28 protein-coding genes are annotated in these 24,846 nt (G+C 65.7%); 19 read left to right on the top strand and 9 right to left on the bottom strand.

Annotated elements, in window-relative coordinates; genetic code table 11:
• Positions 1–77 precede the first annotated feature (77 nt).
• From typA to AB4Y80_RS08255, 7 genes are all read left to right on the top strand, one after another.
• Positions 78–1,994, top strand: a complete 1,917-nt coding sequence (gene typA / locus AB4Y80_RS08285; RefSeq protein WP_442213570.1) for a translational GTPase TypA — start codon at positions 78–80, stop codon at positions 1,992–1,994.
• Between the two features lie 238 nt (positions 1,995–2,232).
• Entirely contained in the window at positions 2,233–3,870 is a 1,638-nt protein-coding gene (locus tag AB4Y80_RS08280) for a peptide ABC transporter substrate-binding protein (RefSeq protein ID WP_442213569.1), read from the top strand.
• A 199-nt stretch (positions 3,871–4,069) separates the two neighbouring features.
• A complete protein-coding gene (locus AB4Y80_RS08275; RefSeq protein WP_442213568.1) occupies positions 4,070–4,996 on the top strand; it encodes an ABC transporter permease in 927 nt (308 codons plus the stop codon).
• Positions 4,989–6,002: an ABC transporter permease gene (locus AB4Y80_RS08270; RefSeq protein WP_442213567.1), complete on the top strand. Its 1,014-nt coding sequence runs from the start codon at positions 4,989–4,991 to the stop codon at positions 6,000–6,002. The genes AB4Y80_RS08275 and AB4Y80_RS08270 overlap by 8 nt, the downstream gene beginning before the upstream one ends.
• 6 nt (positions 6,003–6,008) lie before the next feature.
• Positions 6,009–7,739 (top strand): ABC transporter ATP-binding protein, encoded by a 1,731-nt coding sequence (locus AB4Y80_RS08265; RefSeq protein ID WP_442213565.1) that lies wholly within the window; start codon positions 6,009–6,011, stop codon positions 7,737–7,739.
• Between the two features lie 145 nt (positions 7,740–7,884).
• Positions 7,885–8,775: a PIG-L family deacetylase gene (locus AB4Y80_RS08260; RefSeq protein ID WP_442213564.1), complete on the top strand. Its 891-nt coding sequence runs from the start codon at positions 7,885–7,887 to the stop codon at positions 8,773–8,775.
• On the top strand, positions 8,768–9,169 hold the full coding sequence (locus AB4Y80_RS08255; RefSeq protein WP_442213563.1) for a hypothetical protein: 402 nt from the start codon (positions 8,768–8,770) through the stop codon (positions 9,167–9,169). The genes AB4Y80_RS08260 and AB4Y80_RS08255 overlap by 8 nt, the downstream gene beginning before the upstream one ends.
• Before the next feature lie 17 nt (positions 9,170–9,186).
• Here the strand turns inward: AB4Y80_RS08255 and AB4Y80_RS08250 are convergent, their stop codons facing one another.
• On the bottom strand, positions 9,187–9,390 hold the full coding sequence (locus AB4Y80_RS08250) for a hypothetical protein (RefSeq protein ID WP_442213562.1): 204 nt from the start codon (positions 9,388–9,390) through the stop codon (positions 9,187–9,189).
• A 262-nt stretch (positions 9,391–9,652) separates the two neighbouring features.
• Here AB4Y80_RS08250 and AB4Y80_RS08245 point away from each other — a divergent pair, with 262 nt between their 5' ends.
• Positions 9,653–9,811 (top strand): hypothetical protein, encoded by a 159-nt coding sequence (locus tag AB4Y80_RS08245; RefSeq protein WP_442213561.1) that lies wholly within the window; start codon positions 9,653–9,655, stop codon positions 9,809–9,811.
• Positions 9,812–9,913: 102 nt separating this feature from the next.
• Positions 9,914–10,468, top strand: a complete 555-nt coding sequence (locus AB4Y80_RS08240) for a type 1 glutamine amidotransferase domain-containing protein (protein WP_442213559.1) — start codon at positions 9,914–9,916, stop codon at positions 10,466–10,468.
• A gap of 145 nt (positions 10,469–10,613) precedes the next feature.
• On the opposite strand, the gene AB4Y80_RS08235 is transcribed toward AB4Y80_RS08240, so the two are convergent.
• Together AB4Y80_RS08235 and AB4Y80_RS08230 are read right to left on the bottom strand one after the other, a co-directional pair.
• Complete coding sequence (locus tag AB4Y80_RS08235; protein ID WP_442213558.1) at positions 10,614–11,126, bottom strand: DUF6328 family protein; 513 nt, start codon at positions 11,124–11,126, stop codon at positions 10,614–10,616.
• Positions 11,127–11,138: 12 nt separating this feature from the next.
• On the bottom strand, positions 11,139–11,405 hold the full coding sequence (locus AB4Y80_RS08230) for a DUF7218 family protein (RefSeq protein ID WP_442213557.1): 267 nt from the start codon (positions 11,403–11,405) through the stop codon (positions 11,139–11,141).
• Positions 11,406–11,647: 242 nt separating this feature from the next.
• On the opposite strand from AB4Y80_RS08230, the gene AB4Y80_RS08225 reads away from it, so the two are divergent.
• The 4 genes from AB4Y80_RS08225 (at position 11,648) to AB4Y80_RS08210 (ending at position 14,215) form a co-directional block, all read left to right on the top strand.
• Complete coding sequence (locus AB4Y80_RS08225; RefSeq protein ID WP_442213556.1) at positions 11,648–11,818, top strand: hypothetical protein; 171 nt, start codon at positions 11,648–11,650, stop codon at positions 11,816–11,818.
• A 28-nt stretch (positions 11,819–11,846) separates the two neighbouring features.
• The gene (locus tag AB4Y80_RS08220; protein ID WP_442213555.1) at positions 11,847–12,119 is read left to right on the top strand and encodes a hypothetical protein; all 273 of its coding nucleotides are present in this window, start codon (positions 11,847–11,849) and stop codon (positions 12,117–12,119) included.
• 36 nt (positions 12,120–12,155) lie between these two features.
• A complete protein-coding gene (locus AB4Y80_RS08215; protein WP_442213554.1) occupies positions 12,156–12,896 on the top strand; it encodes a GAF and ANTAR domain-containing protein in 741 nt (246 codons plus the stop codon).
• 110 nt (positions 12,897–13,006) lie between these two features.
• Complete coding sequence (locus AB4Y80_RS08210) at positions 13,007–14,215, top strand: glutamate--cysteine ligase (protein WP_442213553.1); 1,209 nt, start codon at positions 13,007–13,009, stop codon at positions 14,213–14,215.
• A 19-nt stretch (positions 14,216–14,234) separates the two neighbouring features.
• Here AB4Y80_RS08210 and AB4Y80_RS08205 read toward each other — a convergent pair whose 3' ends face one another.
• The gene (locus tag AB4Y80_RS08205) at positions 14,235–14,663 is read right to left on the bottom strand and encodes a hypothetical protein (RefSeq protein ID WP_442213552.1); all 429 of its coding nucleotides are present in this window, start codon (positions 14,661–14,663) and stop codon (positions 14,235–14,237) included.
• Positions 14,664–15,205: 542 nt separating this feature from the next.
• Entirely contained in the window at positions 15,206–15,439 is a 234-nt protein-coding gene (locus tag AB4Y80_RS08200) for a putative acetyltransferase (protein WP_442213551.1), read from the bottom strand.
• 106 nt (positions 15,440–15,545) lie between these two features.
• Here AB4Y80_RS08200 and fdxA point away from each other — a divergent pair, with 106 nt between their 5' ends.
• From fdxA to AB4Y80_RS08175, 5 genes are all read left to right on the top strand, one after another.
• Entirely contained in the window at positions 15,546–15,869 is a 324-nt protein-coding gene (gene fdxA / locus AB4Y80_RS08195; RefSeq protein WP_176617642.1) for a ferredoxin, read from the top strand.
• A gap of 10 nt (positions 15,870–15,879) precedes the next feature.
• Positions 15,880–17,049 carry a succinyldiaminopimelate transaminase gene (gene dapC / locus AB4Y80_RS08190; RefSeq protein WP_442213550.1) on the top strand — a complete coding sequence of 390 codons (1,170 nt, stop codon included), beginning with the start codon at positions 15,880–15,882 and terminating at the stop codon, positions 17,047–17,049.
• A gap of 226 nt (positions 17,050–17,275) precedes the next feature.
• On the top strand, positions 17,276–18,559 hold the full coding sequence (locus AB4Y80_RS08185; RefSeq protein WP_442213549.1) for a citrate synthase: 1,284 nt from the start codon (positions 17,276–17,278) through the stop codon (positions 18,557–18,559).
• A gap of 247 nt (positions 18,560–18,806) precedes the next feature.
• The gene (locus AB4Y80_RS08180; RefSeq protein ID WP_442213548.1) at positions 18,807–19,448 is read left to right on the top strand and encodes a TetR/AcrR family transcriptional regulator; all 642 of its coding nucleotides are present in this window, start codon (positions 18,807–18,809) and stop codon (positions 19,446–19,448) included.
• Between the two features lie 59 nt (positions 19,449–19,507).
• The gene (locus AB4Y80_RS08175) at positions 19,508–20,119 is read left to right on the top strand and encodes a hypothetical protein (RefSeq protein WP_442213547.1); all 612 of its coding nucleotides are present in this window, start codon (positions 19,508–19,510) and stop codon (positions 20,117–20,119) included.
• A gap of 23 nt (positions 20,120–20,142) precedes the next feature.
• Here the strand turns inward: AB4Y80_RS08175 and AB4Y80_RS08170 are convergent, their stop codons facing one another.
• Entirely contained in the window at positions 20,143–21,039 is an 897-nt protein-coding gene (locus AB4Y80_RS08170) for a hypothetical protein (protein ID WP_442213546.1), read from the bottom strand.
• Between the two features lie 32 nt (positions 21,040–21,071).
• The gene (gene dapD, locus AB4Y80_RS08165) at positions 21,072–22,082 is read right to left on the bottom strand and encodes a 2,3,4,5-tetrahydropyridine-2,6-dicarboxylate N-succinyltransferase (protein ID WP_442213545.1); all 1,011 of its coding nucleotides are present in this window, start codon (positions 22,080–22,082) and stop codon (positions 21,072–21,074) included.
• A gap of 84 nt (positions 22,083–22,166) precedes the next feature.
• Between dapD and dapE the strand changes: the two genes are divergently transcribed.
• Positions 22,167–23,270, top strand: a complete 1,104-nt coding sequence (gene dapE / locus AB4Y80_RS08160) for a succinyl-diaminopimelate desuccinylase (protein WP_442213544.1) — start codon at positions 22,167–22,169, stop codon at positions 23,268–23,270.
• Positions 23,271–23,274: 4 nt separating this feature from the next.
• Here dapE and AB4Y80_RS08155 read toward each other — a convergent pair whose 3' ends face one another.
• Both AB4Y80_RS08155 and AB4Y80_RS08150 read right to left on the bottom strand, forming a co-directional pair.
• Positions 23,275–24,117: an amino acid ABC transporter permease gene (locus AB4Y80_RS08155; protein WP_442213543.1), complete on the bottom strand. Its 843-nt coding sequence runs from the start codon at positions 24,115–24,117 to the stop codon at positions 23,275–23,277.
• The gene (locus AB4Y80_RS08150; RefSeq protein ID WP_442213542.1) at positions 24,114–24,764 is read right to left on the bottom strand and encodes an amino acid ABC transporter permease; all 651 of its coding nucleotides are present in this window, start codon (positions 24,762–24,764) and stop codon (positions 24,114–24,116) included. Before AB4Y80_RS08150 ends, AB4Y80_RS08155 begins: the two co-directional genes overlap by 4 nt.
• Positions 24,765–24,846 lie beyond the last annotated feature (82 nt).

The following is a 24,846-nucleotide window of genomic DNA, read 5'->3' as shown; positions in this document are numbered from 1 at the left end:
GTACTTAACAACTATCGTGACTTTCTGCCGCCCTCCTCGGGCCTGCAGCCGGGCCCAACTGAAACGAGTCTTTACGCATGAGCGATACTTCCCTCAACACTGCCGCGCGCAATGACCTGCGCAACGTCGCCATCGTGGCGCACGTTGACCATGGCAAGACCACCCTGGTGGACGCCATGCTCAAGCAGACGCACTCATTTGCCGAGCACGGCACGGTTGCGGAGCGCGTCATGGACTCCGGGGACCTGGAGCGCGAAAAAGGCATCACGATTCTGGCCAAGAACACCACGGTTGCCTACAACGGGCCCGCGGCCAACGGCACGGAAATGACCATCAACGTCATTGACACCCCCGGCCACGCCGACTTCGGCGGCGAGGTGGAGCGCGGGCTGTCCATGGTCGACGGGGTGGTCCTGCTGGTGGACGCCTCCGAGGGCCCCCTGCCGCAGACCCGCTTTGTGCTGCGCAAGGCGCTGGCCGCCAAGCTCCCCGTCATTTTGCTGGTGAACAAGACCGACCGCCCGGATGCGCGCATCGAGGAGGTTGTGGCCGAGTCCATGGACCTGCTGCTGGGCCTGGCCTCCGACCTCGCCGACGAAGTGCCGGACCTGGACCTCGACGCCGTTTTGAACGTCCCCGTCGTGTACGCCTCCGGCAAGCTCGGCCGCGCCTCGCTGACCCAGCCGGCCAACGGCTCCGCCCCGGACCACGACGACCTTGAGCCGTTGTTTGAAACCATCCTCAAGCACATCCCGGCCCCCATGTACAACCCGGACGGCGTCCTGCAGGCCCACGTCACCAACCTGGACGCCTCCCCGTTCCTGGGCCGCCTGGCGCTGCTGCGCATCTTCAACGGCACGCTGCGCAAGGGCCAGACCGTGGCCTGGTTCCGCCACGACGGCACCATCAAGCCGGTCAAGATCACCGAACTGCTGGCCACCAAGGCGCTCGAACGCGTCCCCGCCGAATCCGCCGGCCCCGGCGAAATCGTTGCCGTCGCCGGCATCGAGGACATCACCATCGGCGAGACCCTGACCGACCTGGAGAACCCGCAGCCGCTGCCGCTGATCAAGGTCGACGATCCCGCGATCTCGATGACGATCGGCATCAACACCTCCCCCCTGGCCGGCCGCGTCAAGGGCCACAAGGTCACCGCACGCCAGGTGAAGGACCGCCTCGACAAGGAACTGGTCGGCAACGTCTCGCTCAAGGTTCTCCCGACCGAGCGCCCGGATGCCTGGGAAGTCCAGGGGCGCGGCGAGCTGGCCCTGGCCATCCTGGTGGAGCAGATGCGCCGCGAGGGCTTCGAGCTGACCGTCGGCAAGCCGCAGGTTGTCACCCGCCAGGTTGACGGCAAGACCCATGAGCCGATGGAACACATGACCATCGACGTCCCCGAGGAATACCTCGGCGGCGTCACCCAGCTGATGGCCGCCCGCAAGGGCCGCATGGTGAACATGGCCAATCACGGCACCGGCTGGTGCCGCCTGGAATTCATCGTTCCGGCCCGCGGCCTGATCGGTTTCCGCACCCGCTTCCTCACGGACACCCGCGGCGCCGGCATCGCCGCCTCCATCGGTGAGGGCTACGAGCCCTGGGCCGGACCCATCGAGTACCGCACCAACGGCTCCATGGTGGCCGACCGCGCCGGCGTCGTGACGCCGTTTGCGATGATCAACCTCCAAGAGCGCGGCTCCTTCTTTGTCCAGCCCACCTCCGAGGTGTACGAGGGCATGATCGTGGGCGAGAACTCGCGCGCCGACGACATGGATGTGAACATCACCAAGGAAAAGAAGCTCACCAACATGCGCGCCGCGTCCTCGGACACCTTTGAAAACCTGACCCCGCCGCGCAACCTGACCCTGGAGGAGTCCCTGGAATTCGCCCGCGAGGACGAATGCGTGGAGGTCACACCCGAGTCGGTGCGCATCCGCAAGCTCATCCTGGGCGCCGGCGACCGCGCCAAGGCCTACCGCGCCCGCGCCAAGGTCTAAGCCAAACACTCCCTCTGCCAGCCCGTCCCGGAAATTCTCCGGGGCGGGCTGGCGTCGCTTAAGGTTTCATGTTGGTAAAGATCTTGCCCGGATGTGGTCTAAATTACTTGCTGGTAACCGATTGCGGGTAGCCTAGTCCCGTATGAGTTGAGACACTGTCGGGTTCAACGTTGAACCGGACAACCCCAAGGTTTTGTGTTGTTTCCACTCGCATCCATTAATTAATCAAGGAGGCGGAATGCGTTTCTCGCGCACTTCCAAAGCATTGGGCGTGGCAGCTGTGCTGGCCATGTCCCTCACCGCATGTGGTGGTTCTACCGGAGGCGGCAACAACGCCACCGCGGGCAACACGGCGGCGGTTATCACCGCCAACAGCACTGAACCGCAAAACGGTTTGCTGCCGGCGAACACCAACGAGGTTGGTGGCGGGCGCGTTATGGACCTTATTTTCACCGGCCTGGTGAGCTATGACGTTCACGGCAAGTCCGTGAATGAGCTGGCGCAGTCCATTGAAACCAAGGATTCGAAGAACTACACCATCAAGATCAAGTCCGGCCAGACGTTCAGCGACGGAACCCCCGTCACCGCTGCATCGTTCGTGGACGCCTGGAACTTCGGTGCCGCGGCCAAGAACGCCCAGTTGAACTCGTACTTCTTCGAGTCCATCAAGGGCTACGACAAGGTCAGTGCCGAGAAGTCCACGCTGGATAAGATGGACGGCCTGAAGGTCGTCGACGACACCACCTTCACCGTGGAGCTCTCCCAGCCGGAGTCCGACTTCCCGCTGCGCCTGGGCTACACCGCGTTCTACCCGCTGCCCAAGGCCGCCTTCGACGACCCCAAGGCCTTCGGCCAGGCCCCGATCGGCAACGGCCCCTACGTGATCGCCAAGGACGGCTGGAAGCACGATGTTTCCATCGACCTGGTTCCGAACGCCAAGTATGAGGGCCCGCGCAAGGCCAAGAACGCCGGCGTGACCTTCAAGATCTACAACACCTTCGACGCCGCCTACACCGATGTCCAGTCGGACAACCTGGACGTGCTTGACCAGGTCCCGCCGAGCCAGCTGCAGAACTTCAAGACGGACTTCAAGGACCGCTTCATCAACCAGGCGTATGCAGGAAACGCCACGCTGACGATCCCGAGCTACCTGAAGGAGTACTCCGGCGAGGCCGGCATGCTGCGCCGCCAGGCGATCTCCATGGCGATCGACCGCCAGCAGATCATCGACAAGATCTTCTACGGCAACAAGAAGGTCGCCAAGGACTTCACGTCCCCCGTGCTTGACGGCTACAGCGACAAGCTCGCCGGCAACGAGGTCCTGACGTTCAACCCGACCAAGGCCAAGGAACTCTGGGCACAGGCCGACAAGATCAGCCCGTGGCCGGCCGACAAGGTCTTCACCATCACCTCCAACATCGATGGTGCCGGCAACAAGGAATACATCACGGCCATGGCCAACCAGATTTCCAACACCCTGGGAATCAAGGCCGCGCTGAACCCGGTCCCCACCTTCAAGCAGATGCGTGAAATCGTCGGCAAGAAGTCCCTCACCGGTGCTTCCCGCGCCGGCTGGCAGGCCGACTACCCGTCGCTGTTCAACTTCCTCGGCCCGCTGTACGGCACCGGTGCAGGTTCCAACGACGGCGACTACTCCAGCGCGGCCTTCGACGCCAAGCTGAAGGAAGGACTGGCCGCCACCAGCGTTGAAGAGGGCAACAAGCTCTTCAACGAGTCTCAGGAGATCCTGCTCAAGGACCTCCCGGTCGTGCCGCTGTGGTACCAGGCCGTTCAGGGCGTGTGGAGCAACAACGTTGCCAACGTCCAGTTCGGTTGGAACGGCGTTCCGCTGTACTACGAAATCACTGGTAAGTAGAACCTCTACTGCCGCGGATTGACGAGGGGGACCCGGCCTGGGGCCGGGTCCCCCTTTTTCTGCCCTTGACACACATCTCTGTGTAATTTTCCGTACAGAAGCTGCGGCGATCCCGTAAGTTATCTAGTATCGACCTCTATTGAACAGGTAATTCCATGAACGCTTTGCGATTAGGAACCCGGGGAGTGGTGGTGCCGTAATGGTCATGTTCACCCTCCGCCGTTTCCTGCAGCTGATTCCCGTGTTTTTCGGGGCGACGCTGTTGGTGTATTTCCTCGTCTTTGCAACCCCCGGTGATCCCATCAGCGCCCTATCCGGCGGCAAACCGATGGCTCCCGCCGTGGAGGCTGCCCTCCGGGCCCAGTACAACCTCGACCAGCCCTTCTGGGTGCAGTACGGGCTTTACCTGAAGAACCTGGTCACCCTCAACCTCGGCCAGACTTTCTCCGGCCAGGAGGTGTCGGCCGTCATTGGACGGGCCTATCCCGTCACCGCGCGCCTGGCCATCATGGCCCTGGCCATCGAGGGAATCTTTGGCATCCTCTTTGGCGTTATCGCCGGCCTGCGTAAGGGCAAGTTGTTTGACGGTACCGTCCTGGTGGCCTCCTTGGTCGTCATCGCCGTCCCGACCTTCGTGCTCGGCTTCGTGCTGCAGCTGATCGTCGGCGTCCAGCTGGGCTGGGCGAAGCCCACCGTCAGCGGCAACGCCTACTGGGGTGAGCTGATCCTCCCGGCCCTCGTGCTGGGCCTGGTCTCGCTGGCCTACGTCATCCGACTGACCCGGGCGTCCGTCGGGGAGAACATGAACGCCGACTACGTGCGCACGGCCACGGCCAAGGGCCTGAGCCGCCGGCGCGTCGTGGTGGTGCACATCCTTCGCAACTCACTGATCCCGGTTGTCACGTTCCTGGGCGCAGACCTGGGCGCCCTGATGGGCGGGGCCATCGTCACCGAGGGCATCTTCAACGTCCCCGGCGTGGGGAACCTGCTGTACAAGGCGATCCTCAAGGGGGAAAGCGCCACAGTGGTCGCCGTCGTGAGCATTTTGGTCATCGTGTTTGTTGCCGCCAACCTCGTGGTGGACTTGTTGTACGCGTGGCTCGACCCAAGGATTCGCTATGTCTGAGAACCTCTTACCTGAAACCGACCTGACCAAGCCGGTGATCCCGGCGTACCGACAGGGCAAAACCTCCCGGCGCAAGATCGAACACTTCGTTGCCCCGCTGGAGGAAACCCCTCTCGCCGCCATCGACTCCGTTGACGAGACCGCCGCCCCGCTGAGCCTGTGGGCCGATGCCTGGCGCAACCTGCGCCGGCAACCGTTGTTCATCATCTCCGCCCTGTTGATCCTTCTTGTCCTGGTGGTGGCATTTTTCCCGAACATCTTCACCCCGACGAGCCCCACCAAGTGTGACCTGCAGTTCTCCAGCAATGGTCCGGATGCCGGGCACCCCATGGGCTATACCCTCCAGGGCTGTGACGTCTATGCCCGCATGATCTTCGGCACCCGGGCGTCGCTGATGGTGGGCGTATTCACCACCATTGGCGTGCTGATCATCGGCGGCGTCATGGGCGCCCTGGCCGGCTACTACGGCGGCTGGCTGGACGCCGTCCTGGCGCGACTGGGCGACATTTTCTTTGCCCTGCCGTTGATCCTCGGCGCCATCATCATCATGCAGCTGCCGGCGTTCCGCGACAACCGCAGCGTCTGGACAGTGGTGATCACCTTGATCATCTTTGGCTGGCCGCAAATTGCGCGCATCACCCGCGGCGCCGTCATTGAAAACCGCAACGCCGACTTTGTGACAGCCTCCAAGGCGTTGGGGCTCTCGCGCTTCGGCGCGCTGGTCAAGCACGTGATGCCCAATTCCCTGGCGCCGATCATCGTCGTGGCCAGCATCTCCCTGGGCACGTTCATCGTCGCCGAGGCCACCTTGTCCTTCCTGGGACTGGGCCTGCCCGACACCGTCATGTCCTGGGGCAATGACATCGCCGCGGCGCAGCCGCAGGTGCGCAACAACCCGGGAGTCCTGTTGTGGCCGGCCTTCGCGCTGTCCGTGACCGTCCTGAGCTTCATCATGCTCGGTGACGCCCTGCGTGACGCGCTCGATCCCAAAGCAAGGAAGCGGTGAGGACCCATGTCCAATCAAAATACAGGCCCTGCCTCGAACTCTGCTGCGTCCGGAGCCGACGACGCCCCGCTGCTTGAACTGCGGGACCTTGCCATCACCTTTGACACGGTCAACGGCCCGGTCAACGCGGTCCGCAACGCGCACCTGACCGTCATGCCCGGGGAAACGGTGGCCATCGTGGGCGAATCGGGGTCCGGCAAGACCACCGCGGCCCTTGCCGCCATCGGCCTGCTGCCCTCCAACGGCCGGGTCAGCGGCGGGCAGATCATTTTCGACGGCGAGGACATCACCAACGCCGGCGAAAAGCGCATCATCGAGCTGCGCGGCAACTCGATCGGCATGGTGCCCCAGGACCCCATGTCCAACCTGAACCCGGTGTGGAAGATCGGCTTCCAGGTCAAGGAGACCTTGAAGGCCAACGGCCTGGCCGGCAGCAACTCCAAGGAACGCGTCGCGGAGGTCCTGGCCGAGGCCGGCCTGCCCGACGCGGCCGCCCGGGCCAAGCAATTCCCGCACGAGTTCTCCGGCGGCATGCGCCAGCGGGCCCTGATCGCCATTGGCCTGGCCTGCCGGCCGCGCCTGCTCATCGCCGACGAGCCCACCTCCGCCCTGGACGTGACCGTGCAGCGGCAGATCCTGGACCACCTGGACCGGATGACCACCGAGCTGGGCACCGCGGTGCTGCTTATCACGCACGACCTCGGCCTGGCGGCCGAGCGTGCCGAAAAAGTGGTCGTCATGTACAAGGGGCAGGTGGTTGAGTCGGGTCCGGCACTGGAGATCCTGCGAAACCCGAAACACCCGTACACCCAACGCCTGGTGAACTCCGCGCCGTCGCTGGCCTCCCGCCGGCTGCAGTCGCAAAAGATGCTGGACGCCCAAGGGGACGCGGTGCAGGTGAATGAACCGGCGCCGTCGTCCGTCATCCCCGAGCCGAAGGTCACGGGCGAGGACATCATCGAGGTCAAGAACCTGACCCGGGTCTTCAAGCTGCGCGGGGCCCTGGGCAAGTCGACGGACTTCAAGGCCGTCGACGATGTCTCCTTCAACGTTCCGCGGGGCACCACCATGGCGCTGGTGGGCGAGTCCGGTTCGGGCAAGTCCACGGTGGCGCAGATGGTGCTGAACCTGCTGACGCCGACGGAAGGCAGCATCCACTTTGACGGGGTGGAGGTGAACACGCTCAAGGGCAAGTCGCTCTTTGACTTCCGCCGCCGCGTGCAGCCGATCTTCCAGGACCCATACGGTTCGCTGGATCCGATGCTCAACATTTACCGGACCATTGAGGAGCCGCTGAAGATCCACAAGATCGGCGACGCCAAGTCCCGGGAAAGAAAGGTCCGGGAATTGTTGGACCAGGTCTCCATGCCTGCGGCCACCATGCACCGGTACCCCAACGAGCTCTCCGGCGGCCAGCGCCAGCGCATCGCCATTGCCCGCGCCCTGGCACTGAACCCGGACGTGGTCATTTGTGATGAGGCCGTGTCCGCGCTGGACGTGCTGGTGCAGGCGCAAATCCTGAACCTGCTCACCGAGCTGCAGGAGGAGCTGACCCTGACGTACCTGTTCATCACCCACGACCTCGCGGTGGTGCGCCAGATCGCCGACCACGTGTGCGTGATGCAAAAAGGCAGGATCGTGGAAGCCTCGACCACCGATGAGGTCTTCAGCAATCCGAAGGAGATCTACACGCAGGAACTGCTCAACGCCATTCCGGGAGCCACGCTCCTGGTCTAGCCTGACCGTCCCGGGCCGGTGTGCCGCCTGCCAACGCAGGCGGCACGCCGGCCTTCGGCGTTCCTGCGGCTTGTCGGGCTTGCTGGGCCTGTCCGGGCCATTCCGGGCTTTCCCGCGCGGCACCTCACCCGAGTACATTGGTGGCATGGATAAACGCCCCGCCCCGACCCTGCTTCCCGGTGTCGGCCCCGATGCGGCGCTGCTCTTTGTGCACGCCCACCCGGACGACGAAACGCTGACCACGGGCGCCACGATGGCCGCCTATGCCGCCGCCGGCGCGCGGGTGGTGCTGCTCAGCTGCACGCGGGGGGAGCTCGGAGAGGTCATCCCACCCGAGCTGGCCCACCTGGCCGTCGGGGGAGCCGGGGCGCCGCAGGCCCCGGGTGCACCAGACGACGGCGCCGCGCTCGCGTGGGAGCGTGAACGCGAGTTGGCCGCGGCGCTGGCCGCCCTGGGCGTCCGTGAGCACCTGTGGCTGGGCCAGGGCACGACGGCGCCGGCCTCCGGACCCGTCCGCTACCGCGACTCCGGCATGCAGTGGGGCCCGGACGGTCGGGCCATGGAGGCGAATACGGTGCTGGAGGGGTCACTGTCCCGGGCGCCGCTGGATGAACTGGCAACTCTTGCGGCGGGCGCCATTCGTGCGCTGCGCCCGGACGCCGTTCTCACATATGCCGCCGACGGCGGGTACGGCCACCCCGACCACGTGCGCACCCACGAACTGACCATGCTGGCGTTGGAGCTGGCGGGCGACGCCGCCGGCGGGGAGCCCGGCTGGACGGTTCCGCACGTCTTTTCGATCGTCAGCGACCGGCCCGAGCGGCCGCTGGAGCCGGGCGTGGCGCGCCTGGCCGTGGCCGGGGATGTCGTGGCGAAGACGGCGGCCATGCGGGCGCACCGAACCCAGATCGTGGTTGACGGGAACCGCTATGCCCTCTCCGACGGCGTCTGGAAGGACATCACCGGAGTTGAGGAATTTGTGGAAGTGGAAAGTGGCGGCCATGCCGGTGCCATCCGGGACTCCGTCGGTGGGTGATCCCTCCCGTGACGGCCGGCAGCTGCCCACGCCGCGGCGCTGGGCCGTTGTTGCCGCGGCCATCGGGGCCGGGATCGGCGCCGGCCTGCTGGGCACGTCGCTGCACGGCCATGCGTGGTTTGGCGACGGCCTGGTGATTCCGGGCGGGGCCTTGGCCGCGCTCATGCTCCTGGCCGCGGTGGAGCTGTTTGTGGGTCTGTGGAGCCGGAGCGCGTGGGTGGTGGTGTTGACCGGCGGGGCCGCATACTTGTGTGCCGGGGTGCTTTCCATGCAGTTCGGGGCGTTTGGGATGATTTCCGGCAATGTGCAGGGCAACGTGTGGCTGTACGGAATCGCCGTCGCGACCCCGCTGGTCGCCTGGTGGGCGTGGGCCATCCTGCGGCCCAGGAAATAGGCTCGGGGTGGCCCCGGTCACCGGCTCCCGAGCGGCTCACGGGCGTCGGGGCTGGACGCGGCGCCGTTTCCGACGTGGTCATTGCGGCGGATTTGCTCGCGGGGCGCGGCGTCCTCACCGAAGGGATTCCCATAATCCCAGGCCGGGTCCTCGTAGTCGACGGTGGTGCGGGGCACGGGGGAGCGCTTGCGATTGCCGGGGGAATTGTTGAAGCTTGTCATCGCGGAATCCTTGATCGTCCGGGAACTGCTGCGGGAATTCTTGTACATCGGTGCACCTGCAGCCGGCTGCTTCGGCTCGGCGGCGATCGTTGCCGGTGATCACACTATAACCATCTGAACCGGCGCCTGCCACTGATGCCTTTTGCGCAGGTCCACTTCTGCCCCAGCGCCGTCCGGTGAACTATTGCGGACCGCGGCGAACGGGCATACCGTAATAACTCAGGTTCGCAGGGAGAGCATTCACTGAATTGAGATGGGAATCATGACTTCACTCATTATTACTCTGCTCGTCATTTGGCTGATCCTGTCCGTGCTGGGCTTCGCCGTCAAGGGTCTGCTGTGGCTGGCGATCATTGGCATCATCTTGTTCGTGGCCACCGGCGCCATCGGCTGGGTCCGCAGGAATGCCGTCAAGCGGTAGTTGACCCGGCGAATCCACCCGCGACTGGAGCGCCCAGATCGCCAAACTCCCGCTGGGGACGGCCGCCTTGGTCGTGAGAGAAGCCCACCGAAGGAGGAACCGATGTCGCATGAACTCGATGGCAAGACCATCGCATTCCTGGTCGCCACGACGGGGGTGGAACAAATCGAGTTGACCAGCCCGTGGGAGGCAGTCAAGCGGGCCGGCGGCGAGCCGGTCTTGGTATCCACGGCTCCCGGGACCATTCAGGCCGTCCACTCGGACACGGAACCCGGGGACAGGTTCCCGGTCGACAAGACGGTGCAGGAGATGCCGGTGGAGCGATGCGATGGGCTGGTGCTGCCGGGCGGGACCACCAATCCCGATAAGTTGCGGATGAATCCCCAGGCCGTGGACTTCGTGGCGGCCATCGTGGCGGCCGGCAAGCCCGTGGCGGCCATCTGCCATGGCCCGTGGATTTTGGTCGAGGCCGGCGTGCTGCCCGGAAAAGTCCTCACGAGTTGGCCCAGCCTGCGCACAGACATCCGCAACGCCGGCGGCAAGTGGGTCGACGAAGAGGTCCATGCGAGCCCGGACGGTGGCTGGATGCTGGTCACCAGCCGCAAGCCCGACGACCTGCCCGCCTTCGTGAAGGCCATGGTGACGGCCTTCATCTAGGCGCACTCCATCACAGCGGCACGGATCCGGGGTGCGGCAGGCAGCGGCACCGACGGCAGTGGTTCCGTCCGGAAACGCTGCCGCCCCCAATGGTGCGCCGCTCCGCCCGCCTGCCGGTCACGGCAGGTGGTCATTCTGCCCTTTCTCAGGGAGGGCTGTGGGGGCGCCGGCTGGCGAGCAGAGGGAAAACGGCCAGACCGGCGAGCAGGCCAAGAACCAGAAACGTCCCAACGGCTGCCGCGGCGACGGGGCCGGCAACAACGTGGACGATGAACGTCGTCGTTCCCGCCACCAAAAGACCGACAAACACGAGTGCGGCCTTGACGATGAAGTCCCCGCCGGCCACAAGCTTCTCCTTGATTCGGCGCCGAAACAGGCGCCGGTGCAGGGCCACCGGGACCAGCATCAACCCGGTGGCAATGGCCGCCAGGACAACGAGGACCAGAAACAGTGCCGTCTGAAAGGCGTCCAGCTCGGCGAAGCGTTGCTGAAAGGGGAGGGTAAGCAGGAAGCCGGCGATGATTTGCGTTCCGGTCTGCATGACCCGCAGTTCCTGAAGCATCTCGTTCCAGTTGCGATCGAGCTGTTCCTCGCGTGTTTCATTTCGGCCGTCGCCCGCGGCGTGGCCGGCCCGGGAGCCGTTTGCCTCCATGCCCATGACTGCCCAGGCTCAGGAGTTTCGCAAGGAATGGATCAGCTCGCTTTTTTTCTGGCTGGAATAACCTTTCAGGCCAATCTCCTTGGCCCTCTTCCTGAGCTGCGCGACCGTCCAGTCCTCATAATCGCCAGCCTTGCCGCCCTTGCGGCCAATAGCGCCGCGACCTTCTCTGGCGGCCGCGTTGGAGATTCGGGCTGCTTTTTGCTTGGATGCTCCGTCATCGCGCAACTCCTCATACAGTTCGGGGTCCTTTAGGGGTGAATTTTTCTTGCCGGGCATGTTCTGCCTCCGTCTTTGTCAAAGATGGCCAGGGGCCTGCAGCCAGATGAGATACCCACGGACGTGAACGCGAGGCAGCGGCCTGTCGGTGCCGTAATGGCGTGGGATATTTCACGGTGACGCGCTGCTGGCCTCAGAACTTACGGTAGATCCGTTGCCCCTGTATTAGCAAGGGAAACGGCGAACCGGACACGCGCCGGAGCGAGGCTTTGTTTGCCGCACCGGCGTAGAATATGTACAGCATGTTGACTATTTATGACGTCACAGTGGATTTACAGTCATTTTTTGACCTCAGGCCTGTCAATGAATTCAAGGAAGGCGCCGGGATGAACACAACCACACCCGACTTGCCTCTGGCCGCTGAGCTCGTGACCGTGCCGGCCCGTGCCCCCAACGCCGGCGACTGGGCCTGATCCACTCTAGGAGGCTCCGAGATCCCAAATGCCACTCGACGAGGTTGAGGATATTCAACGCAGGGAACTCCGGGATGCCCTGTTCGGCTCCGGCATGGCCCTGCGCACGCTCTGGTTCAAGTATTTCGCGTTGGGCGGGAACATGGGGGAACTTGAGATCGAGGCCTATATATTCGGCGCCCACGCCATGCCGGCCCTGGAACGGGACCTCATGGCCCACGCCATGAATGAGCATTACATGGAGCAGGGCCGCCCGAACCGGGTTTCCTATAGCCGGCCCAGCGAATCGGATGACTGCTAGACGTTTCCTTCCTGCTAGAGAAAGTGAAGTCAAGCCATGGGAACGAATGAAGGTGCCGGCTATTCCGTGGCCGAGCGGCTCCGGGACATTGTCCTGGGCAGCAGCGACGTGGCCGAATTCCTGGAGGAATTGGCCGCGTATTCCGCCCAGGGTGCACCCGGCATCGGGCAGGAGCCGATCCGGTGCGCCATAACATTGCATCGCCACCGTCGTCCCCTGACGGGTGCAGGCAGCGATGAGAGCGCCCGCAGATTTGATGAGATCCAGCAAAAACACGGGGAGGGTCCGTGCCTGGAGGCTCTCGCAACCGGCCGCACCGTTGTTGTGGACGACACCGAGTCGGACACGCGGTGGCCGGAGTATTCCCAAGAATTGCATGCCCTGAACATTCGCAGCGTCCTGGCCATCCCGTTGTTGCTTGAAGGGGGCGCGGCGGCCGCAATGAACTTTTTCTCCCCGGTGGTGGCCGCTTTTAGCGCGGAAATCATCGAGCGGGCGCAGCGGTACGCGGCCAGCGCCGAAAAGTCCCTGCGGCTGGCTGTGCGCATTGGTTCGCGCGAGCAGACCGCCGCCGACCTTGAGGAGGCCATGAAGTCCAGAACGGCCATCGACATCGCCGTAGGGGTCATCATGGGCCAGCAACGCTGCTCCCAAGAGGAGGCCTTTGCCCTTCTGGTCAAGGCATCTGCGGGCAGGAACCAAAAACTGCGGCAGGTGGCTGAGAACCTGGTGGCGAACCTCAATCAGCGCCCCGTGGAGACCCACTTCGACGCCTAGATTGGCCCCGCCCGCGCCCCGGGGTGTGAGGGGCGGGCACTGGTGACGTCGCGGCTCAAGCGCTAAAGTTGCTACATCCAAGAACAGATCCGTCACCAGCGGGGTCCCCCATGGTCCATGTTCCAGCCGATCCATCACGTCTTCACCGCGGCCAACGGACAATCGGGGTGGAAGAGGAATTCCTTCTCATCGATGGGAGCACCGGCAAACCGGCGGCCGTAGCCGAGACACTGATGATCCTGGACGGCAAGGCATCCGGCCCAACGCCCCTGTCCATGGAGGTCAAGCTCGAACAGCTCGAGGTCTGCACGCCGGTCTGCACCGGCCTCGACGACCTGGCATCGGCCATCCGCCAGGGCCGGAAAGTGGCCGATGCCGCCGCGCAATTCGTCGGAGCGCGGGCCGTGGCCATGGCCACGTGCATCGACCGAGTCTGCGCACATACCTTTCCCGTCCCGCGGTATCTGGCCATGGACCAACGCTTTGGATTGACCCTTCGGGAGCAGTTGACGTGTGGATACCACATCCACGTCGGGGTCGCCTCCGCGGCGGAAGGGATAGCCGTGCTGGATCGCATCCGGCCCTGGCTGCCGGTGCTCCTTGCCCTGAGCGCAAATTCCCCCTTCTGGCAAGGCACGGACACCGGCTACGAAAGCTACCGCTACCAGGTCTGGAATCGCTTGCCGACCGCGGGACCCTATGACGTCTTCGGGTCAGTGGCCAACTACAGGCGCCTGGTCCGGTCACTGCTCGCGGCGAACGTGCCCCTCGATGAGGGGATGATCTATTTCGACGCCCGGCTGTCCCGGCGATATCCGACCGTCGAGCTGCGCATTGCGGACGTCTGCCTTGACCCCAACGATGCGCTAGCCCTGGCCGGCCTGGCGCGGGCACTGGTCCAAACGGCCGTGGACGAGTGGCGGTCGGGAGAACCGCCGGCAAGCATTTCATCCACCGAAATGCGGCTGGCGAGCTGGCGTGCCAGCAAATCTGGGGTTGAGGGCGAACTGCTCCACCCGGTCCTGCGACGACCGTGCGCAGCCCCTGAGGCGGTGGGCGCGTTGATGGGACACCTCAAGGAGGCCCTGGAGACGTCCGGTGACGGCCACCGGGTGGGGCTGGGGGTTGCACGCATTCTGGCGCGCGGCACCGGGTCCAGCCGGCAACGGAAGGTGCTCAGGGAATCCGAGAGCTTTCTCGCCGTGGTCCAGGATGCACTGGAGGGTACCCATTCAATGATGCATGCGGTGAGCGGGTCCTCGATGGCGGCTCGGACATGGAATTTTCAACCCCCCACCGCGGTCCCCACCGCCATGTGATTGTCCCTGGGCGGTACAGCTAGGTGGGCACGTCGAGCCGGAAACCACACCGGCACCGCAGGATCCGCGTAGACAGGGCGATGGTGGCCAACGGCGCGGATCCGGGCGGATCGGAGACCTCGGCTTCCCAGCGCACCGATTCAACGCCCGTCACCGTCATGGGTTCCCCGCAGTGGATGTAGTGGTTCCCGAAGCGCAGTATGCCGCCATGGTGCTCGGCGTCGTTGAGCACCTTGGCGATCTGCTGGACCGTCGCGGGGTGGGCAAAGCAGGAATTACACGCGGCACACGAGTACTCGATGCCTACCAACCCGGGAACCGGCGGCGTCAGGGACTGAATCGACTCGATGATCAGATGGGCTTCCGAGCGGCAGGCTGGGCACCACGGGCGCCGGCTTGAGCGGTGATGCCTGCCCTGGGGAACACGGGAATCGGGATCGGCCGACATGGCTGGCACTAGCTCCGGAGTGCCGGGTCCGCGGGCGGGGTGTCCCCCCGGTCGCCGCCGGCCGGCCCGGTCTCCTTAGTGGAGCACGCCGAGGTGTGCCCGCCCCCGGCCGGAGGGACGCCGGCCTCTTCCGCCGGATCAATCATGCAGAAACCGACCGACTGCGTTCCATCAATGGGAAATAGCTGGTGAAGTCTCATTGGTCTGCTCCTGTGGATTGGCGGCGGCGGGAGGGCGGCCTGGTTCTTCTGGAGATTTCGTACCAGACACAGGAAACGAAGCCGCCCTCACGCCGGGAGGGGCCTGAAAGTGGGGTCATCACGTGCTTTTAGCGGACCGGAAGGTGAACGGAGACTCATCGCGGGCATTTTGCTCATGCCGCGAGGCGCTGCCTTTTCACAAGGGGGCGTAATGCCCTGCCATTTGCTTAGGCTGTTCTTCAACGGAACTGGTGCATCGAAGGCTACCCAAGGGATATATCCGTGTCCAGTACCCGCGCGGACACGATTTAGCGTCACTTTGCCGGCCCGCTGAAATTTTCGCTAGTGCGGGACCCGGCGCGCACGCCGGGGCGGGGGAGGCGGCACGGGCTTGGCCAGCTGCACGTCATCCCAGGCAATCATTTCCGGGCCGCTGCGCGTTGCCACGGTGCATGTTGCGGCATCCCGGGCGGTCAGTTCCCCGAGGGCGTCGGTGCTGCCGGCCTCGATCCGGTACCTGACCACCATCCGGGTGCCCAGCGGAACACTCTTGAGGGTTTCGACGGCGCGGCTCATCTCTTCATACTAGGTCCCGCTGGGATGCGGGCCGGGCACCCGTGGGGGATAATGAAGCTATCCGGCTCCCAGCCGGTCAACAAGCCGTAGTGAGGAAGGTCGGGACGTGACGTATGTAATCGCGCAGCCGTGCGTGGATGTCAAGGACAAGGCATGTGTTGAGGAATGCCCCGTCGACTGTATCTACGAAGGTGAACGCTCCCTTTACATCCACCCCGACGAATGCGTTGACTGCGGCGCCTGTGAACCGGTTTGCCCGGTGGAGGCCATCTACTACGAGGACGACACTCCCGAGGAGTGGGCCGAATACTACAAGGCCAACGTGGAATTCTTCGACGTCCTTGGCTCCCCGGGCGGCGCGGCCAAGATCGGCAACACCCACACCGACCACCCGCTCATCGCCGCGCTGCCGCCGCAGAACCAGGACTGAACCCGCCCCCATGGCCACAACGCCGGCCCCGCACACCACAAATCGACCCCCGTTTGGCCTCCAGCTGCCGGACTACCCCTGGGATGCCATGGCACCCTACCTGGCCAGGGCCGCCCGGCACCCGGACGGCGTGGTGAACCTCTCCATCGGAACCCCGGTGGACCCCACGCCCGGGCTCATCCAGGATGCCCTGATGGCTGCCGCGGATGCGCACGGCTACCCCACGACGCACGGCACCTTGGCGCTGCGCCAGGCCATCGTGGACTGGTTTGCCCGGCGGCGCAATGTCCCCGGGCTGGATCCGGCGGACGTCATGCCCACGGTCGGGTCCAAGGAACTGGTGGCCTGGCTCCCGCTGCTGCTGGGGCTGGGGGCCGGCGACGTCGTCGTCCGCCCCACCGTCGCCTACCCCACCTACGACATGGGTGCGGTGTTGGCCGGAGCGACGGCCGTGCCGGCAGAGCGCCTGGACGAGCTCGATGAGGAAACCCGCTCCCGGGTCCGGCTCGTCTGGGTCAACTCGCCCGGAAACCCGACGGGCATGGTGCGCTCCGTGACCGAACTGCGGGACCTGGTGGCCCAGGCGCGCGAGCTCGGCGCCGTGGTGGCCTCCGACGAATGCTACGGCGAGCTGGGCTGGGGTCCGTGGGATCCGGAAAACGGTGGCGAACCCGTCCCCAGCGTGCTCGATCCCCGGGTGTCCGGCGGAAGCACGGACGGCCTGCTGGCCGTCTACTCGCTGAGCAAGCAGTCCAATGTGGCCGGCTACCGGGCCGCGTTTGTGGCCGGCGATTCGGCCATCATCGCCAACCTCGTCAACAGCCGCAAGCATGCCGGCATGATTGTGCCCTACCCGGTGCAGGAGGCGATGCGCGTGGCGCTTGGGGACGACGCCCACGTCAGCACGCAAAAAGCCCGCTACCGGGCCCGCCGCGAACGGCTCATCGGGGCGCTGGAGGCGTTTGGGCTGACCATCCACCACTCCGAGGCCGGGCTGTACCTGTGGTGCACGGCGGGCGAGGACACCTGGAGCACGGTCGGCCGCCTGGCCGAGCGCGGAATCGTGGTGGGCCCGGGCACGTTCTACGGCGAGGCCGGGCAGGGATTTGTTCGGGTGGCCCTCACCGGCACCGATGAACGTGTTGCCGCCGCCGTGGCGCGACTGGGCGCAAAACCGTAACGTTTCCCCGCATTTGCGCGCCAACAAGGGCACCGGATTAGTGTTGGGGGGCCCTGAGGCGGTAGTTTCTTAGCAAGACGTCTATGCCACCGGGCGCTTGTGCCGTGCCGGACTAAGTTGCCGCTGCCGACAGCTTGGCCCCCCGGTGCGCGGTGAACCCCGCGGGCGGAAAAGTTGCATAGATCTGACCAACGCCTTGCGAAGGCGACCTCATGAAGGGGACTCCATGTCTGATTCCACGAGCGCGATACTGCGCTACGACGGCGGAGAACTTGAACTCCCGCGCATTGACGCTGTAGAAGGCAATGCCGGACTCGACGTGTCCAAGCTCCTGAAGAACACCGGCGCGGTGACCTACGACCCTGGTTTCGTCAACACTGCCGCAACGTCCTCGGCCATCACCTACATCGACGGCGACAAGGGCATCCTGCGCTACCGCGGCTACCCGATCGAGGAACTGGCCCAGCACTCCAGCTTCCTGGAAGTGTCCTACCTGCTGATCTACGGCAACCTGCCCACCCCGGCCGAGCTGGACAAGTTCGATTCGAAGATCCGGCGCCATACCATGCTGCACGAGGACCTGAAGGGCTTCTTTGGCGGTTTCCCACGCGACGCCCACCCCATGCCCGTGCTGTCGTCGGCTGTTTCGGCGCTTTCGACGTTCTACCAGGACTCGCTTGACCCGTTCGACGACGAACAGGTTGAGATGGCCACCATCCGCCTGATGGCCAAGATGCCCGTCATCGCCGCCTACGCCCACAAGAAGTCCATCGGCCAGCCCATGCTGTACCCGGACAACTCCATGGGACTGGTCGAAAACTTCCTGCGCCTGAGCTTTGGCCTGCCGGCCGAGCCGTACGAGATGGACCCGGTGGTGGTCAAGGCACTGGACCTGCTGCTGATCCTGCACGCCGACCACGAGCAGAACTGCTCCACCTCCACCGTCCGCCTGGTCGGCTCCGCCAACGCCAACATGTTCGCCTCGGTCTCCGCCGGCATCAACGCCCTGTTCGGCCCGCTGCACGGCGGCGCGAACGAGGCCGTGCTGAACATGCTTCGCGACATCCAAGCCAGCGGCGAGCCCGTGGAAAAGTTCGTTGAGCGGGTGAAGAACAAGGAAGCCGGCGTGAAGCTCATGGGCTTCGGACACCGCGTCTACAAGAATTACGATCCCCGCGCGAAGATCGTGAAGGAAACCGCGCACGAGATCTTGCAGAAGCTCGGCGGCAACGACGAACTCCTCGCCATCGCCATGCGCCTGGAAGAGGTTGCGCTGACGGATGAATACTTCGTCTCCCGCCGGCTCTACCCGAACGTGGACTTCTACACCGGCCTGATCTACAAGGCCATGGGCTTCCCGGAGAAGATGTTCACGGTCCTGTTCGCCATCGGCCGCCTGCCCGGCTGGATCGCGCAGTGGCGCGAGATGATGAAGGACCCGCACACCAAGATCGGCCGCCCGCGCCAGCTGTACACGGGCGAGCCCGAGCGCATGTACCCCTCGCGCTAAGACAACCTCGACGGCGGCCGGAGACTTCCCTGGTGAGGCTCACCCGCCGCCGTCGCCCGTCCCCGCCGCAGACCCGCTGGAGGAGAAAAGTTGTACAAGATGTTGCTGCAGGCGTCCGCCGCCGTCGTCACCGTGGTGCTGCTGGTGGTGCTGTACGTGGGTAGGAAAAACGCCGGAAACTAACACAGCACGACACAGCACACCACATCGGAGCGCTCCCGGTGGAGCATCTGTGCTAAAAAGAGATGTGCCGAAAATAGTTGATGCCGATGACCGCCGGGAACTTGTTGCCGAGGCCGTATTCCGAGTAACCCACAAGCGTGGCCTGACACAGGCGTCGCTACGAAACGTGGCGCAGGAGGCCGGCCTGGCGCTGGGCTCGGTGCGGCATTATTTTGACAACCAGGCTGAGCTGATGGAATTCGCGTTCCGCGTCAATTCCGAGCGCATCCACCTGCGCGCGCTGGACAAGCTCGAGAACCTGGAACAAAACCCGCTGCCCGGCGACGCGGCCGGGCTGGTGGAGGCGTGCGCGGGCGTCCTGGCGGAATTGCTTCCGCTGGACGGGGATCGCGGCACCGACGCCATGGTGCACATGGAGTTCATGCTGGCCGCCAGGACGGATCCACGGCTCGCCGACGCCGCACGAGACGACTACCGGGCCACCGGCGCCCTGGTGGGCCGGGTGGTCCTGCAACTCCTGGACAGCCCCCTGGCGGCCGGCCGCCCCGCCCCCGTCGATGAGGCCGAACGCCTGATCGCGCTCCTGGACGGCCTGAGCCTGCGTCTGGTCCTCCAGCCGGCCTGGGCCGCCCCGGAGCAGGGCCGGGCCACCCTGCACCGGCACCTGGCCTCCCTGCTGGCGTCGCCGGTGCCCTTAGCCCCCTAGGAGGGTAATCTTGATCTAGGGATGGCCGCGCAGGATTGCGGCCGCTGGAGGCGAGACATATGCATCACACGGGCGGCCCCGGTTGGCGGATCACCATGGACACGTGCGGACCCATGCTGATAGCACTGTACATTCGTGATGTTGCCGGATTGGTGGGGGCCGGCAGCCCGGCGCTCTCCCACGTGGACCCGCACGTGCGGGCCGCGGACCACAGCCGGTTGACGGCGCAACTGGGCGGCACCGAAGCGCTGCGGGACCAGTGGGAAGTCTGGTGGAGCCGCCTGGTGGCCAGCTACCCCCGCCCGGAGCCGGCGCTCACCCCGCCGGAATTTCCCGAACTCGCCGGCCTGCCGGCCCTGCAACGGGTCGTGCAGGCCCATTTCGGCGCCGCCCTGACGTGGTCGCGGGAGCAAAGCAAAGCCTACTCGCTGCTGTCCGCTGAACGGGAGACGCTCGGCGGCCACAAGATCCTCGCCGACCTGGTGCAGAACCGGGAGATGGAACTGGGGCGCAGCGCCCGGGACTTCACCTTGTCCATCGTGGAGATGCCGCTGGCCGAGCCGCGGGCCTGGTTCATCGAACCGGACCGGCTGATCATGAGCCAGCACCTGATCGACGACCAGCAAAACTTCCTCAGCTACGTCCAGCCCGTGGTGGAACTGCTCGTCTAGATCCTCCGGGTCCTCCAGGACCCCTAGCGGGCGGAGGGAGCGCCGGCCAGCGCAATGCTGACCTCCCCGGCCGGCCCCGGCGTGGGCGAGCCCTGCCAGCCCACGTTCGTGCCGGCGTCGTTCGCGCTTCGCGTCCACTGCCGCCCGGCATAGTGGACGGACGTGACGGCGAACTGCTTGGCGTTTGCCACCGCCCACTGCGCGACGGCCCAGCCGGTCGCCTCCGTCACCTTGATGCGCACAACGGCCGCTTCCGCGCCCGCCGGGGCCGCGGAAACCGCCAGCTCGCCAAACGCGGTTTCGGCGGCGGCCGTGACCTGGCCGGGGTCCCCGGTGCGGGCTGGGGCTTCCAGGGTGCAGCTGAGCGCCTCCGGCGACTGGCCCGTCAACGCGGAGGCAAAGGCCTTGGCCACGGACTCATGCCGGGCGTAGGCGTAGGGGTAGGCGGAGCGCTGGACCAGCTGGGCGGCGTCGTTGATGGACATCTGCGCATAGCCGGAAACCTCGGCCAGGACATTGTAAAACGCGTTGGTGGCATACACCGGGTCCATGATCTCCGCCGGGGTGCCCCATTCCTGGGACGGGCGCTGTTGAAACAGGCCCAGCGAATCGAGGTCCCCATAGTCGATATTGCGCAGCTTGGACTCCTGCAGGGCCGTTGCCAGCGCGATCGACGCCGCCCGGGCCGGCATGCCGCGCCGAACGGAGATCGCCGCGATCAGCGCGGCATTCTCGGCCTGGTCATCAGCCAGGGACGAGGTGCGCCCGTCCACCACCACCCGGCAGCCCACGCTGAGCCCGGGGGCCAGGGCGTCGCGGAAGTAGGCGGCCACCCAAACGCCGCCGCCCACCAGGGCCGCGGCGACCAGCGCCGTGACCGCCAGCCAGGCCGTGAAGGCGCGCCCGCGCCTACGGCGCATGGCGACAGGCGGACGGCGCCCCGGGCCGGGCCCTAATTGCTGTGCAGCGTGTCATTGAGCGCAACCGCGGAGCCCTTGCGGGGAAGAACCTCCACCTCGCCGGTGCCGGAGTTGCGGCGGAACAACAGGTTGGGCGTGCCGGAGAGCTCGCTGGCCTTGACGATGATGGTGGTGTCCTCGCCGTCGTCGTTCTTCGGTCCCCGGACGCGCACCCGGGTGCCGGCGGTGACGTACAGGCCGGCCTCAACCACACAATCGTCACCGATGCTGATGCCGACCCCGGAGTTGGCACCCAGCAGGACGCGCTCGCCCAGGGTGATGCGCTCCTTGCCGCCGCCGGAGAGCATGCCCATGATGGAGGCGCCGCCGCCCACGTCCGTGCCGGTGCCCACCACCACGCCGGCGGAAATGCGGCCCTCCACCATGGAGGCGCCCAGTGTTCCGGCATTGAAGTTCACGAAACCCTCATGCATGACGGTGGTGCCGTCGGCCAGGTGCGCGCCCAGCCGGACCCGGTCGGCGTCGGCGATCCGCACGCCGGAGGGGACCACGTAGTCCACCATGCGCGGGAACTTGTCCACCGCGTACACCGTGACGGCGCCGCGGCGGCGCAACCTGGCGCGGGTCAGCTCAAACCCCTCCACGGGGGCCGGGCCGAAGTTGGTCCACACCACGTTGGCCAGCTTGGCGAAGACCCCGTCAAGGTTGATGCTGTTGGGCGCCGCCAGACGGTGGGAGAGCAGATGCAGGCGCAGGTAGGCGTCCACGGAGTCCGCGGGGGCCCGGTCCAGGTCGATCTGGGCAAAGACCACCCGCTGGTGCACGCCCCGGTCCGGGTCCGTGCCGGCCTGCGCCAGGGCGGCGAGTTCGTCCCCGGCCTCCGGTGCGGCTCCCAGCGAGTCCACCGCCATGCCCAGCGCGGGTTCCGGGAACCACACGTCCAGCACGGTGCCGTCGTCCGCGATCGTCGCCAGGCCAAATCCGTGGGCGGTGCGGTCGGGGGCGGTGCTGGGAGTGGCGGGGGTTGCCGGAGGTTGCGTCATGGCCCAAGTCTATCGAGGCGGGGATCGTCCGGAAAAACCGGCCGGTGCCGTCGGTGTTTCGTCCGGCGCCGGTAAACTTCGAGGGTGACCTACCTCCACGCCCCCGCCGGCACCCCAACACTGGACCTCACGCAGGACGTCGCGCAGCTGACCGCCTGCCTCATCGACATTGAAAGCGTCTCCGGCCATGAAACGGCCCTGGCCGACGCCGTCGAAGCGGCGCTGCGGGGGCTGGACCACCTGGCGGTGACCCGCAACGGGGACGCCATTGTCGCCCGCACCTCGCTCGGCCGCGCGGAGCGCGTCATTTTGGCCGGCCACCTGGATACGGTGCCGCTGCCCACCGTGCCGGGATCGCGCGGCACCGTGCCCGGCACCTGGGACGGCGATGTGCTGTACGGGCGCGGCACGACGGACATGAAGGGTGGGGTGGCCGTGCAGCTGGCCCTGGCCGCGACGCTGCCCGCACCCACCAAGGACGTCACCTTCATCTTCTACGACCAGGAGGAAGTGGCGGCCGCCAAGAGCGGGCTGGGCCGGTTGGTGCGGGAGAACCGGGAGCTGCTCGATGCAGACTTCGGGATCCTGCTCGAGCCTACGAACGGCACGGTGGAAGGCGGGTGCAACGGCACCATCCGCTTCGAGGCGACCCTTCGCGGGAAGGCGGCGCATTCGGCCCGTGCCTGGATGGGCGAGAACGCCGTCCACGCCGCCGCACCCCTGCTGGCCCGTTTGGCGGCCTACGACCCGGCGACGGTCATGGTGGACGGGCTGGCCTACAGGGAGTCGATGAACGCGGTGAGAATTCACGGCGGCACGGCCGGCAACGTCATCCCGGACGCGTGCGTGGTGGAGATCAACTACCGTTTTGCCCCGGACAAGACGCCGGCGCAGGCGGAAGCGCATGTGCGGGAGCTGCTGGCCGGCTTTGAGCTGGTGTGCACGGATTCCTCCGCCGGGGCGCGTCCCGGGCTCCACGCCCCGGCGGCCGCGAGCTTCGTGGCGGCCGTGGGGCGGGAGCCGCTGCCCAAGTACGGGTGGACGGATGTGGCCCGGTTGAGTGAGATGGGGATCCCGGCCGTGAACTTCGGGCCGGGAGACGCCCTGCTGGCGCACAGCGATGATGAGCATGTTTCGGGTGAGGACGTCCGGGCGTGCCTGGCCGCCCTCACCCGCTGGCTGGGGTGAGCCGCTAGTCCATCAGCCCGATCTTGGTCTTGACGACCTTGACGCGGCTGGACATCCTGCTCTCCACCAACTTGGCCACACCGGACAAAATCAGGCACAGGCCCACGTAAATGACGCCGGCGACCATGAGCGCCGGAACGACGGGGGAGCCGTAGCTTCCCTGCCCGCCGAGGTAGTTGGCCAGGTACAGGATCTCGTTGTAGGTGATCAGGAAGCCCAACGCGGTGTCCTTGAGGATCACCACAAGCTGGGAGATGATCACCGGCAGCATGGAGCGGACCGCCTGCGGCAGCAGAATGATGACCTGCACCTGGCTCTTGGTCATGCCGACGGCCAGGCCGGCCTCCCGCTGCCCCTTCGGCAGCGACTCTATGCCGGCGCGGAAGACCTCGGCCAGCACCGAGCCGTTGTAGAGGATCAGGCCAACCACGACGGCGATGAAGGGCGTGATGCCCTTGACCCCGACGGAGGGCAGGCCGTAGTACATGATCATCATCAGGATCAGCAGCGGCACGGCACGGAACAGCTCCGTGAACCAGTAGCACGGGATCCGCACCCACCTGATGTCGGCCAGGCGGCCGAAGGCGAGCAGGATGCCCAGGACCAGGCTGCCGAGGGCGGCCACGGCAAACGCGCTCAGCGTCGCGGACACCGCGTTGGCCAGCAGCTTTTGGACGTAGGGGAAGGAAAACACCTGCCACTTGGCGGCCGTGAACTGCCCGCTCTCCGCGAAGCGGTACAGGATGAAGCCGATGATGCCCAGCACCACCACCAGCGTCACCACGTTTAGGTAGGCGTAGCGGGCCCGGGCCTTGGGGCCGGGGACGTCAAACAAAACGCTGCTCATCGGGCCACCCTCCACTTCTTCTCGAGGTAACGCTGCAACGGGGTCATGATGGCCAGCACCGCAATGATGAAGGCCAGGGCCACCCACAGCAGGCCGGTGAGCATGGGTTCCCCGCGCTCGCTGAGGTTGGCGCGGATGGCGCCGGCCTCCAGGACGGAGAAACCGGCGGCCACGGTGGTGTTCTTCAGCAGGGCGATGAACACGCTAAAAAGCGGCGGAACCACGGAGCGGAAGGCCTGGGGCAGCACGATCAAGGTCAGCGTCGACATGAACGGCAGCCCAATGGCGCGGGCGGCCTCCGACTGCCCCACGGCGACCGTGTTGATGCCGGAGCGGATCGCCTCCGAAACATACGTTGCCGTGTACAGGGACAGGCCGACCGTGGCGGCGACCATGAAACTGATGGGCGGCAGCCCCAGCTTCGGGTAGCCCAAGGCAAAAAATGCCAGGATCAACGTCAGCGGCGAGTTGCGCACCGTATTGACGTAAAACGTGCCCACGGCGCGCATGGCCGGGGCGGGCGAGACGCGCATGCCGGCAACGATGGTGCCGAGAATGAGGGCAAAAAATGCGGAAAAGATGAACAGGATTCCCGTGTTCTTGAACCCGGTGATGAATAAGTCTGCGTTATTTATGAGTGTATCCACAGTGCACTGTCGCTTTCAGTGAATCAATTGGGACGGGAAGTGCARGCGGTGCAGCGACCAAAAGAGGCTGCACCACCTGCAC

This window comes from Specibacter sp. RAF43 (assembly GCF_052114065.1).
GTDB lineage: Bacteria > Actinomycetota > Actinomycetes > Actinomycetales > Micrococcaceae > Specibacter.
The sequence above is the reverse complement of the archived record's forward strand: the minus strand, read 5'-3'. Positions and strand labels throughout refer to the sequence as shown.

Coding starts and splice junctions, on each gene's coding strand:
- typA (WP_442213570.1), top strand. CDS start 78: ATGAGCGATACTTCCCTCAACACTGCCGCGCGCAATGACCTGCGCAAC.
- AB4Y80_RS08280 (WP_442213569.1), top strand. CDS start 2,233: ATGCGTTTCTCGCGCACTTCCAAAGCATTGGGCGTGGCAGCTGTGCTG.
- AB4Y80_RS08275 (WP_442213568.1), top strand. CDS start 4,070: ATGGTCATGTTCACCCTCCGCCGTTTCCTGCAGCTGATTCCCGTGTTT.
- AB4Y80_RS08270 (WP_442213567.1), top strand. CDS start 4,989: ATGTCTGAGAACCTCTTACCTGAAACCGACCTGACCAAGCCGGTGATC.
- AB4Y80_RS08265 (WP_442213565.1), top strand. CDS start 6,009: ATGTCCAATCAAAATACAGGCCCTGCCTCGAACTCTGCTGCGTCCGGA.
- AB4Y80_RS08260 (WP_442213564.1), top strand. CDS start 7,885: ATGGATAAACGCCCCGCCCCGACCCTGCTTCCCGGTGTCGGCCCCGAT.
- AB4Y80_RS08250 (WP_442213562.1), bottom strand. CDS start 9,390: ATGACAAGCTTCAACAATTCCCCCGGCAATCGCAAGCGCTCCCCCGTG.
- AB4Y80_RS08245 (WP_442213561.1), top strand. CDS start 9,653: ATGACTTCACTCATTATTACTCTGCTCGTCATTTGGCTGATCCTGTCC.
- AB4Y80_RS08240 (WP_442213559.1), top strand. CDS start 9,914: ATGTCGCATGAACTCGATGGCAAGACCATCGCATTCCTGGTCGCCACG.
- AB4Y80_RS08235 (WP_442213558.1), bottom strand. CDS start 11,126: ATGGGCATGGAGGCAAACGGCTCCCGGGCCGGCCACGCCGCGGGCGAC.
- AB4Y80_RS08230 (WP_442213557.1), bottom strand. CDS start 11,405: ATGCCCGGCAAGAAAAATTCACCCCTAAAGGACCCCGAACTGTATGAG.
- AB4Y80_RS08225 (WP_442213556.1), top strand. CDS start 11,648: ATGTTGACTATTTATGACGTCACAGTGGATTTACAGTCATTTTTTGAC.
- AB4Y80_RS08220 (WP_442213555.1), top strand. CDS start 11,847: ATGCCACTCGACGAGGTTGAGGATATTCAACGCAGGGAACTCCGGGAT.
- AB4Y80_RS08215 (WP_442213554.1), top strand. CDS start 12,156: ATGGGAACGAATGAAGGTGCCGGCTATTCCGTGGCCGAGCGGCTCCGG.
- AB4Y80_RS08210 (WP_442213553.1), top strand. CDS start 13,007: ATGGTCCATGTTCCAGCCGATCCATCACGTCTTCACCGCGGCCAACGG.
- AB4Y80_RS08205 (WP_442213552.1), bottom strand. CDS start 14,663: ATGTCGGCCGATCCCGATTCCCGTGTTCCCCAGGGCAGGCATCACCGC.
- AB4Y80_RS08200 (WP_442213551.1), bottom strand. CDS start 15,439: ATGAGCCGCGCCGTCGAAACCCTCAAGAGTGTTCCGCTGGGCACCCGG.
- dapC (WP_442213550.1), top strand. CDS start 15,880: ATGGCCACAACGCCGGCCCCGCACACCACAAATCGACCCCCGTTTGGC.
- AB4Y80_RS08185 (WP_442213549.1), top strand. CDS start 17,276: ATGTCTGATTCCACGAGCGCGATACTGCGCTACGACGGCGGAGAACTT.
- AB4Y80_RS08175 (WP_442213547.1), top strand. CDS start 19,508: ATGCATCACACGGGCGGCCCCGGTTGGCGGATCACCATGGACACGTGC.
- AB4Y80_RS08170 (WP_442213546.1), bottom strand. CDS start 21,039: ATGCGCCGTAGGCGCGGGCGCGCCTTCACGGCCTGGCTGGCGGTCACG.
- dapD (WP_442213545.1), bottom strand. CDS start 22,082: ATGACGCAACCTCCGGCAACCCCCGCCACTCCCAGCACCGCCCCCGAC.
- AB4Y80_RS08155 (WP_442213543.1), bottom strand. CDS start 24,117: ATGAGCAGCGTTTTGTTTGACGTCCCCGGCCCCAAGGCCCGGGCCCGC.